The sequence below is a fragment of the Micromonospora sp. RTP1Z1 genome (assembly GCF_033804685.1).
Lineage (GTDB): Bacteria > Actinomycetota > Actinomycetes > Mycobacteriales > Micromonosporaceae > Micromonospora.
This window is the reverse complement of the sequence record NZ_JAPFQV010000007.1, coordinates 32,284-45,766: the sequence shown is the minus strand read 5'-3', so window position 1 is coordinate 45,766 and position 13,483 is coordinate 32,284. Positions and strand designations below refer to the sequence as shown.

14 protein-coding genes are annotated in these 13,483 nt (G+C 73.6%); 4 read left to right on the top strand and 10 right to left on the bottom strand.

The genetic code is table 11. The features are described from left to right. Nucleotides 1–16: 16 nt before the first annotated feature. Together SLP03_RS05680 and SLP03_RS05675 are read right to left on the bottom strand one after the other, a co-directional pair. Nucleotides 17–562: a TIGR00730 family Rossman fold protein gene (locus tag SLP03_RS05680; RefSeq protein WP_319459451.1), complete on the bottom strand. Its 546-nt coding sequence runs from the start codon at nucleotides 560–562 to the stop codon at nucleotides 17–19. 4 nt (nucleotides 563–566) lie between these two features. Continuing rightward, on the bottom strand, nucleotides 567–1,421 hold the full coding sequence (locus SLP03_RS05675; protein WP_319459450.1) for a TIGR00730 family Rossman fold protein: 855 nt from the start codon (nucleotides 1,419–1,421) through the stop codon (nucleotides 567–569). Between the two features lie 155 nt (nucleotides 1,422–1,576). On the opposite strand from SLP03_RS05675, the gene SLP03_RS05670 reads away from it, so the two are divergent. After that, nucleotides 1,577–1,744, top strand: a complete 168-nt coding sequence (locus SLP03_RS05670; protein WP_319459449.1) for a hypothetical protein — start codon at nucleotides 1,577–1,579, stop codon at nucleotides 1,742–1,744. 81 nt (nucleotides 1,745–1,825) lie between these two features. On the opposite strand, the gene dapE is transcribed toward SLP03_RS05670, so the two are convergent. Next, nucleotides 1,826–2,899, bottom strand: coding sequence for a succinyl-diaminopimelate desuccinylase (gene dapE, locus SLP03_RS05665; RefSeq protein WP_319459448.1), 1,074 nt, complete (start codon nucleotides 2,897–2,899; stop codon nucleotides 1,826–1,828). 24 nt (nucleotides 2,900–2,923) lie between these two features. On the opposite strand from dapE, the gene dapD reads away from it, so the two are divergent. After that, nucleotides 2,924–3,883 (top strand): 2,3,4,5-tetrahydropyridine-2,6-dicarboxylate N-succinyltransferase, encoded by a 960-nt coding sequence (gene dapD, locus SLP03_RS05660; RefSeq protein ID WP_319459447.1) that lies wholly within the window; start codon nucleotides 2,924–2,926, stop codon nucleotides 3,881–3,883. Nucleotides 3,884–3,972: 89 nt separating this feature from the next. On the opposite strand, the gene SLP03_RS05655 is transcribed toward dapD, so the two are convergent. After that, nucleotides 3,973–7,347 carry a S8 family serine peptidase gene (locus tag SLP03_RS05655; protein WP_319459446.1) on the bottom strand — a complete coding sequence of 1,125 codons (3,375 nt, stop codon included), beginning with the start codon at nucleotides 7,345–7,347 and terminating at the stop codon, nucleotides 3,973–3,975. Nucleotides 7,348–7,462: 115 nt separating this feature from the next. Here SLP03_RS05655 and SLP03_RS05650 point away from each other — a divergent pair, with 115 nt between their 5' ends. Then, nucleotides 7,463–8,020 (top strand): sugar O-acetyltransferase, encoded by a 558-nt coding sequence (locus tag SLP03_RS05650; RefSeq protein ID WP_319459445.1) that lies wholly within the window; start codon nucleotides 7,463–7,465, stop codon nucleotides 8,018–8,020. 43 nt (nucleotides 8,021–8,063) lie between these two features. On the opposite strand, the gene SLP03_RS05645 is transcribed toward SLP03_RS05650, so the two are convergent. From SLP03_RS05645 to fdxA, 5 genes are read right to left on the bottom strand one after another with little or no spacing between them, the layout of a single operon-like run. After that, the gene (locus SLP03_RS05645; protein WP_319459444.1) at nucleotides 8,064–8,711 is read right to left on the bottom strand and encodes a nucleoside/nucleotide kinase family protein; all 648 of its coding nucleotides are present in this window, start codon (nucleotides 8,709–8,711) and stop codon (nucleotides 8,064–8,066) included. Then, nucleotides 8,711–9,361: an SIMPL domain-containing protein gene (locus tag SLP03_RS05640; RefSeq protein ID WP_319459443.1), complete on the bottom strand. Its 651-nt coding sequence runs from the start codon at nucleotides 9,359–9,361 to the stop codon at nucleotides 8,711–8,713. The genes SLP03_RS05645 and SLP03_RS05640 overlap by 1 nt, the downstream gene beginning before the upstream one ends. 43 nt (nucleotides 9,362–9,404) lie before the next feature. Further along, the gene (locus SLP03_RS05635; protein ID WP_413644427.1) at nucleotides 9,405–10,466 is read right to left on the bottom strand and encodes a prephenate dehydrogenase; all 1,062 of its coding nucleotides are present in this window, start codon (nucleotides 10,464–10,466) and stop codon (nucleotides 9,405–9,407) included. Between the two features lie 19 nt (nucleotides 10,467–10,485). Continuing rightward, the gene (gene dapC, locus SLP03_RS05630) at nucleotides 10,486–11,592 is read right to left on the bottom strand and encodes a succinyldiaminopimelate transaminase (protein ID WP_319459538.1); all 1,107 of its coding nucleotides are present in this window, start codon (nucleotides 11,590–11,592) and stop codon (nucleotides 10,486–10,488) included. After that, nucleotides 11,589–11,915, bottom strand: coding sequence for a ferredoxin (gene fdxA, locus SLP03_RS05625; protein WP_157745852.1), 327 nt, complete (start codon nucleotides 11,913–11,915; stop codon nucleotides 11,589–11,591). Before fdxA ends, dapC begins: the two co-directional genes overlap by 4 nt. 78 nt (nucleotides 11,916–11,993) lie before the next feature. Here fdxA and SLP03_RS05620 point away from each other — a divergent pair, with 78 nt between their 5' ends. Next, the gene (locus SLP03_RS05620) at nucleotides 11,994–12,953 is read left to right on the top strand and encodes a GNAT family N-acetyltransferase (RefSeq protein WP_319459441.1); all 960 of its coding nucleotides are present in this window, start codon (nucleotides 11,994–11,996) and stop codon (nucleotides 12,951–12,953) included. A 36-nt stretch (nucleotides 12,954–12,989) separates the two neighbouring features. Here the strand turns inward: SLP03_RS05620 and SLP03_RS05615 are convergent, their stop codons facing one another. Further along, the gene (locus SLP03_RS05615) at nucleotides 12,990–13,454 is read right to left on the bottom strand and encodes a hypothetical protein (RefSeq protein WP_319459440.1); all 465 of its coding nucleotides are present in this window, start codon (nucleotides 13,452–13,454) and stop codon (nucleotides 12,990–12,992) included. Nucleotides 13,455–13,483 lie beyond the last annotated feature (29 nt).

The following is a 13,483-nucleotide window of genomic DNA, read 5'->3' as shown; positions in this document are numbered from 1 at the left end:
CCAGCTCACGTTGCCGTCAGGTGAGGTGGTGGTCAAGGGCGTCCAGGGCTTCGGGGACGGTGGGGACCACGGTGAGCAGGTTCAAGCCGGCGGGCTTGAGGAAGTTCCGGTCGGCCAGGGTGTGCAGCCAGTCGATCAGGGGGCGGTAGAAGCCGTCGGCGTCGACCAGCACCATCGGCTTGGCGTGCATGGCGAGCGTGGCGGTGGTCCAGACCTCGAACAGCTCGTCCAGGGTGCCGAGACCGCCCGGCAGGGTGATGAAGGCGTCCGACTTGTCGATCATCAGCGTCTTGCGGCTGGCCATGCCGTCGGTCACCAGCAGCTCGTCGGAGGCCAGGTCGGCGACCTCCAGGTCGACCAGGGCCTGCGGGATGACGCCGAGCGTGGGACCGCCGGCGGCCCGCGCCCCGTCCGCCAGCGCACCCATCATCCCGACGCAGCCACCGCCGCTGACCACGGTGTGTCCCCGTCGGGCCAGCTCCGCGCCGGTCTCGGCCGCCAGGTCCAGCCAGCGCCGGTCGAGGGTACGGGAGGACGCGCAGAACACGCAGATCGCGGCCACCCGGTCAGCCCTTCCCGCCCTGGTCGGCGGCGGCCCGCTGGTCGGCCTCCTTACGGGCGACCGCCTCCTCGCGGACCGCCTCCTGCTCGGCGGAGAGCACCGCCTCGGCCTCCACGATGTGCCGGACCGCCGCGTCGACGTCGTCGGTGAGGCAGATCAGCTCCAGGTCGGACGGGCCGATCTTGCCCTCGGCGGCCATGCTGTCGCGCAGCCAGTCGAGCAGCCCGCGCCAGTAGTCCACGCCCATCAGCACCACCGGGAAGCGGGTGACCTTGCCGGTCTGCACCAGCGTGAGCGACTCGAACAGCTCGTCCATGGTGCCGAAGCCGCCGGGCAGCACGACGAACGCCTGGGCGTACTTGACGAACATGGTCTTGCGGGCGAAGAAGTAGCGGAAGTCGATGGCGAGGTCGACCCAGTCGTTGAGCCCCTGCTCGAACGGGAGCTCGATGCCGAGCCCGACGGAGAGGCCGCCCGCCTCGCTGGCCCCCCGGTTGGCCGCCTCCATCACGCCCGGGCCGCCGCCGGTGATCACCGCGTACCCGGCCCGGGCCAGGGCGCCGCCCAGCTCCTCGGCCAGCCGGCACTCCGGGCTCTCCGGCATGCTGCGGGCCGAGCCGAAGACGCTGACCGCGGGCGGCAGGTCGGCGAGGGTGTCGAAGCCCTCGACGAACTCCGACAGGATGCGCAGCGCCCGCCAGGCGTCCTTGGTCTTCCAGTCGCCGCGCCCCCGGGAGTCGAGCAGCCGCTGGTCGGCGGTGCTGGTCGGGATGGCGCCGCGGCGGAGCGTGACGGCGCCCCGGTGCCGTTCCCGTCCCCGGTCCGGGCCGGGCTGCTGCCGCCCGTTGCTCTGGCTCATGGGAGCCACCGTAGTGGAGCCGGGGCGGCCGGGTGTGCGGGCCGGCGAGCCGGGGAAATAGTTCGCGATCTTGGGCAACTAATTCGGTCGCTCATACGTCTTACTATTCACATACCGGGTATGCCCCGGCGCGCGCCTTCGGGGGAGGAGCAAGCGTGATCAGCAACAACGAGATGATCCGGATTCGGCGACAGATGCAGCGGCGGATCCGGGACGTGGTGGCCGAGCGTCGCCGCGCCCGCCAGTTGGAAGCCCACGACCGCACCGGTGACCGGACCGAGTCCCGCCCCATTACGGATCAGTCCCTCACCCCGACCGCCTGACCGGTCGGCCACACGTCGACCAAGAGGTTTGCGTCACCCGGGATCCGGTGACGCAAACCTCTTGGTCGTTCTCAGCGGCGGTCAGGCCGGGGCCAGCCAGCGGTGCAGGGTGGCCGCGCCGTCCCGGATCTTCGCCAGTTCGACGTGCTCGTCCTTGTGGTGAGCCAGGTTGGGGTCGCCGGGGCCGAAGTTCAGCGCCGGGATGCCCATCGCCGCGAACCGGGCGACGTCCGTCCAGCCGAGCTTGCCGATCGGGGCCGCGCCCACCGCGGCCAGGAACTCCTGCGCCGGCGGCGCGTCCAGGCCGGGGGCCGCGCCCGCCGCCGCGTCCGTCACCTCGAGGTCGAAGCCGGCGAAGACCTCCCGCAGGTGCGCCTCGGCGGCGGCCGGGTCACGGTCCGGGGCGTACCGGTAGTTGATCTCGATCTCGCACCGGTCCGGGATGACGTTGCCGGCCACCCCGCCGGTGATCCGGACCGCGTTCAGGCCCTCGCGGTAGTCGCAGCCGTCGATGGTGACCCGCCGCGCCTCGTACGCCCGCAGCCGGTTCAGCACCTCCCCCGTGCCGTGGATGGCGTTCACCCCGTGCCAGGACCGGGCCGCGTGGGCCCGCTCGCCGTGCGTGGTGACGATCGCCCGCATGGTGCCCTGGCAGCCGGCCTCGACGATCCCGTACGTCGGCTCGAGCAGCACCGCGAAGTCGGCCTGGAGCCACTCCGGGTGCGCCTCGGCGACCAGGGTGAGCCCGTTGTACTTGGACTCGATCTCCTCGGCCTCGTAGAAGAAGTACGTCACGTCGTAGCGCGGGTCCGGCAGGGTCACCGCGAGGTGCAGCGCGAACGCGACCCCGGACTTCATGTCGGAGGTGCCGCAGCCGTACATCAGGTCGCCGCGCATGGTGGACGGGAAGTTGTCGTTCAGCGGGACGGTGTCCAGGTGGCCGGCGAGCACCACCCGCTGCGTCCGGCCCAGGTCGGTGCGCGCCATCACCGTGTTGCCGTGCCGGAAGGTGGTCAGGTGCGGCACTCTCCGCAGCACCTCCTCGACGCAGTCGGCGATCGCCTTCTCGTGGAGGGAGACGGACTCTATGTCGACCAGGGCGCGGGTGAGCGCCACCGGATCAGCCAAGACCTCGGGGGTCAACGGGTTCTCCATGCTGGGCACGGTACCGTCAAAATCGTGACCAACGCACAGTCTGCCTGGGGCATCGGCCTCGCCACCGTGACCGCTGACGACCAGATGCTCGACACCTGGTATCCGACCGGCAAGCTGGGCCTCGGCGAGCTGCCGCTGGTCCCCGGGGAGGACCAGGCCGACGTGCTGGACCTGCCACCGGGCGCGGTCGGCGAGCGGGCGCTGCCCGGCCTGCGTACCGTCCAGGTGGTCACCGTGATCGGTTCGCTGGACGACCCGATCAAGGACGCCGCCGACGCGTACCTCCGCCTGCACCTGCTCTCCCACCGCCTGGTGCGACCCAACGAGCTGAACCTCGACGGCATCTTCGGCAAGCTGGCCAACGTGGCCTGGACCTCGGCCGGGCCGTGCCCGCCGGAGCGGGTGGACGAGCTGCGCGTGATCGAGCGGGCCGCCGGCCGCCACCTGGCCGTGTACGGGGTGGACAAGTTCCCGCGGATGACCGACTACGTGGTGCCCGCCGGCGTGCGGATCGCCGACGCGGACAGGGTGCGGCTCGGCGCCCACCTGGCCGCCGGCACCACGGTGATGCACGAGGGCTTCGTCAACTTCAACGCCGGCACGCTGGGCACCTCGATGGTGGAGGGGCGGATCGTGCAGGGCGTGCTGGTCGGCGACGGTTCGGACATCGGCGGCGGCGCCTCGATCATGGGCACCCTCTCCGGCGGCGGCACCGAGAAGGTACGCATCGGCGAGCGGAGCCTGATCGGTGCGAACGCCGGCGTCGGGATCTCCCTCGGCGACGACTGCGTGGTGGAGGCGGGCTGCTACATCACGGCCGCGTCGAAGATCACCCTGCCGGACGGCCGGTTGGTCAAGGCTCGCGATCTCTCCGGCGTGGACGGCCTGCTCTTCTGGCGCAACTCGGTCACCGGGGCGCTGGAGGCGAAGCAGCGCAGCGGCCGGGGCATCGAGCTGAACGCCGCCCTGCACGCCAACGACTGACCGGACCGGGGCCGGGGCGACCACCCCGGCCCCGGTCACGGCCACCGCCCGGGCCCGCGGCGGGGAGACCGCGGACCCGGGCGCCGGAGTCACCGCAGGCGGTACGCCTGGATGATCCGTTCGGACACCGTGTTGCCGGCGGTGTCCCGGGCGGTGGTCCTCAGCGAGACGTACCCGGGGCCGGCCGGGTGCCGGACGGTGGCCGTCCAGCCCGTCCCCGTGCGGTGCAGGGCCGCCTTGCGCCAGGTCTTCCCGCCGTCGTACGAAACCTCGACGGTCAGCGCGGCGACCTTCGCGGCCGGCGCGCCGGGCTGGCGCTCGACGGTCACCGGGATGGTGAACGCCCGGCCGGCCGGGGCGGTGTTGTCGTCCCGCACCGGCGGCGTGAAGCGCACCGCCATCGCCGGCAGCCGCGCCCAGTCCGCACCGGAGACATGCTTCGACTTGAACGTCCACGCGGCCGTGACCACGGTGCTGAGGTCGGTGAAGCCGCGGGTGGCGGAGGTCTCCACCCGGTAGGTCGCCAGGCCGGGCGGCACTTCGAACTCGCCGTACCCGGCGTACGGGCTCTCTCCGACCAGCTTGCCGTTGCGGTAGAGCGCGGTCCGCTCGGTGTCGTTGAGTGACCCGCCGGGATGCCCGGCGGCGTCACTGTGCACCGGCAGGCTGACCACGACGGTGTTGCCGTTGCGGGTGATGCCCTGCTCCGGCCAGCGCGGCTGCGGGAAGGACGGGCCGTACGGCGCCGAATTCCAGTCCTCCCGGACCGTGCGGCCGGCCTGGTACCGGGTCGGCACGGACTCCAGCCCGACCTTCGGGTTCAGCCACCCCTCCTCGGTTCGTTCCCCGAACAAGAGTTCGCTGCTCCAGCGCATCCCGGCGGGCGCGTTGTAGTGCTCGACCCGCGGACCGGGGACGGTGGTGGGCAGGATGAGCGCCGAGCCGCCGATGTTGTAGTCCGACTCCGGGAAAACCGCCCGCTCGGCCGCCAGGCCCGGGTAGCCGCCGCGGAACCGGTGCACCACGGTGGCCAGGTCACGCCGCTGGTAGTGCTTGACATAGCCGGTCGGGAAGCGGCCGGGGAAGACCTCGCTCAGCGCGTACAGGTAGGGGCTGCTGGGCGCTTCCAGGTCGGCCCACTGGCTGCTCAGCGAGCCGACGAACTTCTTCGCCGACACCGCCCGGCCGAGCTGCCCGCTGGTGAGCCCGGCGAAGTCGAACGTCCACAGGCCGAAGCCGTAGATGACGTCGGTGCCGAACCAGGTGCCGGAGAGGTCGATCAGCGCGGGCGCGGCGCCCCGCTGCGGGACGGTGGTACGGATCGGCTTCGCCGTCCGGGCGTCGAGGGTGAGCCGCAGGTCCCGGTCCACCACCAGCTCCGGCTGGCTCAGCGAGGAGAGACCCGCCGGCTCGCCCTGCGCGTCAGACTCGAAGATCAGGCTGCTCAGGCCGTACCGGCCCTTGGGGACGCGGACCTTCGCCACCCCGTCCGGGTCGTAGACGTCCTGGACGACGAAGCCGTCCAGCCCGAGCAGGCTGGTGAAGTAGTCGGCGGCTGCCCTGCCGGCCCGGTCCTTGTGGGTGACCGTCACGGTGTAGCTCTCCACCTCCCGGTTCACCGCCAGCGGGGTGACCGCGACCGCGGCGCCGGAGCGGGCGACCACCCGGCCGGTCCAGTAGCCGTCCAGGCCGCCGAGCCGGGTGTCCGCGGTGACGGTGACCTGGGCCTGGCCACCGGCCGGCACGGTCAGCCGGGACGCGCCGAGCCGGAACATGCCGGCCGGCGCGGAACGCCCGTCCGGTCCGGTGACCTCGGTGCTCAGCTCCAGGGTGAGCGGAGCGGTGCCGGCGTTGCGGTAGCTCAGCGTCCGGGTGATCGGCTGGTCGTCGCCGTGCGGCCAGGCCGTCCGGCCGAACGAGACGCTGACCGGGTCGCTGGTGATCTGCTCGGTGATCGCGTGCGCCACGTCGACCCGCCCCGCGCCCTGCTGGTAGGCGGTCTGGTCGGGGTGCGGCTTCGCCGAGGCCATCAGCGTCGCCTTGAGCTGCCCGCCGGTCCAGCCGGGGTGCTGCTGGGCGAGCAGCGCCGCCGAGCCGACCACGTGCGGGGTGGCCATCGAGGTGCCGGAGAGGGTCACGTACTTCTCCCCCACCGGGTCGCCGATGAAGCCGTGCGCGGCCCGGGCGGCGACGATCTCCACGCCGGGGGCGGTGATGTCGGGCTTCAGGCCGTCGTCGCCGACCCGCGGGCCACGGCTGGAGAAGAATGCCAGCTCGTCGTCGCGGTCCACGGCGCCGACGGCCAGCGCGGCGTCGGCGGTGGCCGGGGAGCCGACCGAGCCGTCCGAGCCGTCGTTGCCGGCCGCGGTGACGAACAGCGTGCCGGTCTGTGCGGTCAGCGTCTGCACGGCCTGCTCCAGCGGGTCGACGTCCGGGGTGTCCCACCCGCTGAGGCTCATGTTGACCACGGTGGCGTGCTTCTCGGCGGCGGCCCACTCCATGCCGGCCAGGATCGCCGAGTCGGTGCAGCCCTCGGTCTCGCAGACCTTGCCGGAGAGCAGGGTGGCGTCGGGGGCGACGCCCCGGTACTTCCCACCGGAGGCCGCGCCGCTGCCGCCGATGATCGAGGCGACGTGGGTGCCGTGGCCGACCGTGTCGTCGGCGTCCGGCGCCTCGCTGAAGTTGCGCGACTCGGCGACCCGGCCGGCCAGGTCCGGGTGGGTGACGTCGACGCCGGTGTCCAGCACCGCGACGGTGACGCCCTTGCCGGTGAAGCCGGCCGCGTACGCGGCGGGCGCGCCGATCTGCGGGACGCTGTGGTCGAGGGTGACCCGCCGCCTGCCGTCGAGCCAGATCCGGTCGACACCCCCCGCCGTGTCGACCCGGGCACCGGCCCGGCCGATGGTCAGCGCACCCCAGACCGCGCCGGCGTCGGCCTTCGTCGCCACCAGCGCCGCGCCGCCGATCGCCGGCAGGTCGCGGGTCACCCGCGCGCCGGCGAGCGGGGCCGTCGTCCGCCGGGCCACCCCCGGCCGGTACGACACCAGCAGCGGCAGGGTGTCCCGGTGGGCGTCGTCGTAGCCGGCGGAGACGAGTTCGGTGACGTCGAAGAGCCGCCGGTCGATCCGGCCGGCCCGGATCAGCGGCAGCGCGTCCTGCGGCACCACGCTCAGGTGGCCGCGGTCGCGGCGGACCAGGAAGTTGAGGTGGGAGCGGCCGGCGCCGGGGCGTACGGCGGCCTGACCGGCGGCGGTGACGGTGATCCGATCACCGGTGAGCAGGGTGACGGTGGCCGGTCGCCCGGTGGCCGCGGACCCGTGGCCGGGGGCCGGAGCCGACGGTGCGGGCAGCGGGACGGCGGTGGCCGGTACCGGCGCGGCCAGCACAAGTCCGAGCGTGAGGCCGAGTCCGGCCAGTTTTCTTCTTCGGTGCTGCAACGGTTCCTCCTCGGGAAGCGTCTTCATCGATGAGAGCCACATCGACGAGAACCGTCAGAATTGCATACCAGGTATGCAAAGTGAAGTCACCAAGATGACCGTCAGGGCACAAAACAGCGAGGCGTCCAGGGATGATCACCCGGTGAGCTCCATGAGGGAACGCATGCTCGCCGGCGAGGCGTACATCGCCGACGACCCCGAGATCATCGCCGACCTGGACCGCGCCGCGCGGCTGACCGAATGCTTCAACGCCAGCTCCGCCGAGGACCCGGAGGGCGGTCTCGCGGCGCTGCGGGAACTGCTCGGCTCGCTCGGCGAGGGCACCTGGGTGCGGCCACCCTTCCACTGCGACTACGGCTGGCAGACCCACATCGGCCCGCGCAGCTTCGTCAACTTCAACGCGGTCTTCCTCGACGTCGCCCGGATCACCATCGGCGCCGACGTCCAGATCGGACCGAACGTCCAGCTCCTCACCGCCACCCACCCGGTCGAGGCGGAGCCGCGCCAAGCCAAGTGGGAGGCGGCCAAGCCGATCACCATCGGGGACAACGCGTGGCTCGGCGGCGGGGTCATCGTGCTCGCCGGGGTCACCATCGGCGACAACACGGTGGTCGGTGCGGGCGCCGTCGTGACGAGGGACCTGCCCGCCAACGTCGTCGCGCTCGGTAACCCCGCCCGGGTGGTACGCACCCTGGAATAGTGAACGGACCCGGGTGGCCTGGCTGCTCCGCCGCGCGGTGCCGTCACCCCGGCGGGGGCTCGACCAGGCGTACCACCAGGTCGGCCCGGCCTGCGGTGCCGGACACCACGGACGCGTTGGCCTCGTCGCTGCCGAGCGCCCAGGCCCGCGCCTGCGCCGCCGACTTCCCGTACGCCTCGTGCCGGGCGGTGAGCCGGCGCAGCCGCAGCTCGGCGTCGAGATCGAGGAACCAGATCTGGTGCAGCAGGGTCCGGACCTCCTCCCACGGCTCGTCCCGCAGCAGGAGGTAGTTCCCCTCGGTCACCACCAGCCGGACCTCGGGCGGTACCTCGATCGCCCCGGCGACCGGCTCCTCCAGATCCCGGCGGAACGCCGGCGCCCAGACCGAGGTCGGTTCCAGCCGCCGCAGGCGGCGCAGCACCGAGACGAAACCGTTGACGTCGAAGGTGTCCGGGGCGCCCTTGCGCTCCTGCCGACCGAGCCGGACCAGCTCGGACTGGGCGAGGTGGAAGCCATCCATCGGCACCAGCCGGGCGGCCGGCCCGACCGCCGCGACGAGCCGCTCGGCGAGCGTGGACTTGCCCGCCCCGGGCGCGCCGGCGATGCCGAGCAGCTGCCGCGGGCCGTCGCCGGCGAGAGCCCGCGCCCGGGCGGCCAGGTCGTCGAAGGGGAGGACCCGCGCCGGAGGCATCAGCCGAGCACCGGCTCGCTGATGGTGAACCGCGCCTCGACCGCGGCCTGCACGGTCTGCGGGCGCGGGTCGAGCTGCAGTTCGGGCGCGGCACCGGCCGGCCCGCCGGCGCCCTTGCCGAACGCGGCGCCGGCCATCATCGGCTGGGCGCCCGTGCCGGTGTCGGCCAGCTCCAGCAGGGCGGTCACCCGGGCGCCGAGCGCCTCCGCGTACTCCCGGGCCCGGGCCAGCGCGTCGGCGATCGCGGCGTGCCGGGCCTCCCGGTACGCGGGGCTGTCCGGCCGCAGCGACCACCACGGGCCGGCCACCTCGACCTGGTCCTGGTCGGCCAGGCGCAGCATCAGCTCGCCCAGTGCGGTGAAGTCGGTGACGGTGACGGTGGTGCCGACACTGCCGTGGTACGCCACCACCCGCTCACCCGAGCGCTTCGTCTCCGGCCAGACCCGCAGCTGACCCGTCTCCCGCCGCTCGATGGCCGGGCCGGACGAGTCGAGCAGCACCCGGACCGCGGCGGCCCGCTCGGCCAGCCGGGTCAGCGTCGTCTCCCGGTCCCGGTCCCGGGCGGTCGCGGTCACCGTGAACTCGGCCAGCTCGGGAGCGACCTCCCGGTACGCCTCGCCGCGTACCGCCACGACCGGTGCGTCCGCCATGCCCTCACCCTAACCGCGCGCCAACCTGCCCGCGCGGGCGTCCTCAGGCGGGACGCCGCCCCGCGTACGACACCCGCCCGCCCTCGACCCGGCAGTCGGTGAGGTGCCCTCCGGCCGCCCCGAGCTCCAGCAGGTACGCCAGTTCCTCGCCGTGGTCACCGCCGACCGGGAACTCCCGCCGGTGGGCATGGAACGGCCGGCCGAGCAGTGCACGCCGGGCCGCCCGCGCCTCCTCGTGCGCCGCGACGAGTGCCGCCGCGTCACCGGCCCGGAGCGCGCCGGCCAACTCGTCGAGGAAGCCGGTGACCCGCCCCAGCTCGGCCAGCACCCGCTCGCGGTTACCGAGGAGCATGTTCGCGGTCCGATCGGACGGCGTCGCGGCCACCCTCGTACCGTCGCGGAAGCTGCCGGCGGCCAGCCCGAGCACCGCGTCGCGCAGCTCGGCGCGCTGCACCGCACCGGCGAGCGCCCGGGCGAGCAGGTGCGGCACATGGGAGGAGAGCGCCGCCACCGTGTCGTGCTCCACCGGCGACATCGGGACCACCCTGGCCCGGAACACCGCGATGACCAGCTCGGTGAGCCAGCGGAACGCGGCCAGGCCGGTGCCACCGGCCGGGCAGAGGACCCAGGCGGCTTCGTCGAAGAGGCCGGGGTCGGCCGCGGTGAGACCGGCCTGATCGCCGCCGGCCATCGGGTGGCCCGGGACGAACCGTCCGCCGAGGCCGTGCGCCACGGCGAAGGCGGCCAGCTCGGCCTTCGTACTGCCCACGTCGGTGAGGACGCAGCGATCACCGGTCACGCCGGCAACCCGCAGCAACGTCTCCGGCAGGGTCGGCAGCGGTCCGCAGAGAAAGACGACGTCCCGGTCGGCGACCGCCTCGTCGAGGGATTCCGGGGAGCTGATTCCCGCTGCCCGGGCCTGCTGCCGGGTCGCCGGATCCGGGTCCCAGCCGGCGACGTCGAGTCCGGCGTCACGCAGCCGCAACAGCACCGACCCGCCGATCAGCCCGGTGCCGATGACGGCGGCCCGCACGCCCCGCGTTCCGAGACCCGTGGTGCCGCCCACCGCCGGCTCGCCAGGCCGGTCCGTCGCCCCGTCCGTCATCGCCGCAGCAGTCCCGAGGTCAGTCGCGCAACCGGCCGGCGACCGCCGCGACGTGCTCGTCGGACTCGGTCAGCGCCGCCCGTACGTGTCGGGAGCCGGCCGGACCGTAGAAGATCCCGGCGGCGACCAGGATGCCCCGGCGGGCCAGCCAGTCGACGGTCTCCCAGCAGTCCTCGTCCCGGGTCATCCAGAGATAGAGCCCGGCCTCGGAGTGCTCGACCGTGAAGCCGGCGTCGGTGAACGCGGCGTACAACTGCTCCCGGCGGGCCCGGTAGCGCTCCCGCTGCGCGTCGGCGTGCGCCTCGTCGCCGAGCGCGGCCACCATCGCGGCCTGCACCGGGGCGGGCACGATCATGCCGGCGTGCTTACGGATCTTGAGCAGCTCGGCCACCAGCGTCGGGTCGCCGGCGACGAAGCCGGCCCGGTACCCGGCCAGGTTGGAACGCTTGGAGAGCGAGTGCACCGCCAGCACGCCGTCGTATGACCCGCCGCAGACCTCGGGCGAGAGCACGGAGACCGGCTCGGCGTCCCAGCCCAGCGGCAGGTAGCACTCGTCGCTGGCGACCACCGCGCCGCGCTCGCGGGCCCAGTCGACCACCTTGCGCAGGTGGCGGGCGGGCAGCACCCGCCCGGTCGGGTTGCCGGGCGAGTTGACCCAGACCAGGCGGACCCGGGAGGTGGGACCGACCGCGGTCAGCGAGTCGGTACGGACGGTGGTGGCACCGACCAGCCGCGCCCCGTCCTCGTACGTCGGGTAGGCGACGGACGGCACCACGACCACGTCACCGGGGCCGACGCCGAGCAGCGTGGGCAGCCAGGCGACCAGCTCCTTGGAGCCGATCGTCGGCAGCACGCCGAGCCCGTCGACGCCGGCGCCACAGGCCCGGGCGACCCACGCCGCGATGGCGTCCCGCAGCGCGGGGGTGCCCGCGGTCAGCGGGTAGCCCGGGGCGTCCGACGCGTCGGCGAGCGCCTGCCGGATCACCGTGGGCACCGGGTCGACCGGGGTGCCCATAGAGAGGTTGATCAGGCCGTCGGGGTGCGCCGCGGCCACTGCGGCCGCGGCGTTCAGGACGTCCCAGGTGAAGTCGGGCAGCCGGGACGAGACCGGCGCGGGCCGGTTCAGTGGCCCTCTTCGCGCGGCGGCTGGGCCGCGACGAAGGTCGCGTCCTTCTCCACCTTGCCGATCTTCGAGGCGCCACCGGGCGAGCCCAGGTCCTCGAAGAACTCGTAGTTGGCCCCGGTGTAGTCCTTCCACTGCTCCGGGACGTCGTCCTCGTAGAAGATCGCCTCCACCGGGCAGACCGGCTCACAGGCACCACAGTCGACGCACTCGTCGGGGTGGATGTAGAGCATCCGATTGCCCTCGTAGATGCAGTCGACCGGGCACTCCTCGATGCAGGCCTTGTCGAGCACATCGACGCACGGCTCGGCGATGATGTAGGTCACCGGTCTTCTCCTCCGCAGACTCGCCGCGATCACCCGCGACGATAAGAGCCTAGTATCTCGCCGGGGAGGGGGTGAATTGTGCTCAGACAGCAGGACGTGGGACACCGGATCGTGGTGCGCCGTATTGTGGGGATTCGCGAAGGCCGGCCGCTCTTCTCCGACGCTCTGGGCGAGTTGGTCGAGCTGAACGAGACCCACATCACGCTGGCGACCAACCAGGGCCGACTGCGGGTCCCGGTCGCCGAGGTGCATCGGGCGAAACGGGTGCCCCCGGCCCGCCGGCCGACCGCCGCCGCGGTGGTCGCCCTGGAGCTGGCCGCCGACGAGGCGTGGCCCGCCCCGGTACGCGGCCGGCTCGGCGACTGGCTGCTGCGCGGCGCCTCAGGCTGGACCGGCCGGGCGAACTCGGCGCTCCCGGTCGGCGACCCGGACCGCCCGCTCCCGGCCGCTCTGGACGCCGTGGAGCGCTGGTACGCCGACCACGGCCAGCCGGCGATGGTCAACACCCCGCTGCCGCTCGCCGCGCCGGTCGGCGCGGCGCTGGACGCGCGCGGCTGGGACGCCCGGCCGCCGGTGCTGGTGCAGACCGTCGCGGTCGCCGCGCTGCCGGCGGCCCCGACCGCCCGCACCGGTCCACCCCCGGTCGAGCTGACCGGCGCGCCGTCGGACGACTGGCTGGCCGTCGCCGCCGGCCGCAAGGGCGGCCTGCCGGCCGCCGCCCGGCACGTCCTCACCGCCGTGGACCGGGTCCGCTTCGCCCAGGTGTACGCCGACGGCAGGCTGGTCGCCGTCGGCCGGGGCACGGTCACCGGGCAGGGGCGCTGGCTCGGCCTCGCCCTGATCGAGGTGCTGCCCGAGGCGCGTCGGCAGGGGCTGGCCGGCCGGGTGATCCGGTCTCTGGCCGACTGGGGCGCGGCCGAGGGGGCCAGCCACGCCTTCCTCCAGGTTGAGCAGCGCAACACCCCGGCCGTGGCCCTCTACCGGGGGCTGGGCTTCACCACCCACCACACCTACCTGACCCGGGTCGCCCCGCACTGACCGGGGCCCCGACCGGCTGGCCGGGGGCGAGCGCGGTCAGCGGCGGACGACCTTGCGCGGCTTGGCGGCCTTGAGCTGGGCGTACCGCTTGAGCTGCTGCGAGCGGTGGTCCAGGCCGAGCGCCGTGAGGATCAGGTAGCCGACCAGTACGCCGGCCCCCGCCGCGGCCAGGTAGAGCCAGATCTGGGCGAAGAAGAGACCCGCCCCACCGCCGAACGGGTTCTCGCCGACCAACAACGGGGCGACGAACACGGTCAGCGCCAACGCCACGGCCACGGCGGCGGCGAGGTCACCGGCCCAGCGGGCGACCGGATGGTCGCGGCCCCAGCGGAACGCCATCGCGGCGAGGATCAGCCCGATCACCACGAACATCACCAGGGATACCCGGTCGGCGGCGGTGTCGTCGCTGTCGAAGCCGAACCTGATGACCAGCCGGGCCAGCACGTTGACCGCGAACAACGTCACCGCGAGCACGCCGACCGCACGCCACTGCTGCCTCATCGCACACCTCCCGCCGAACCGCCCGCCAG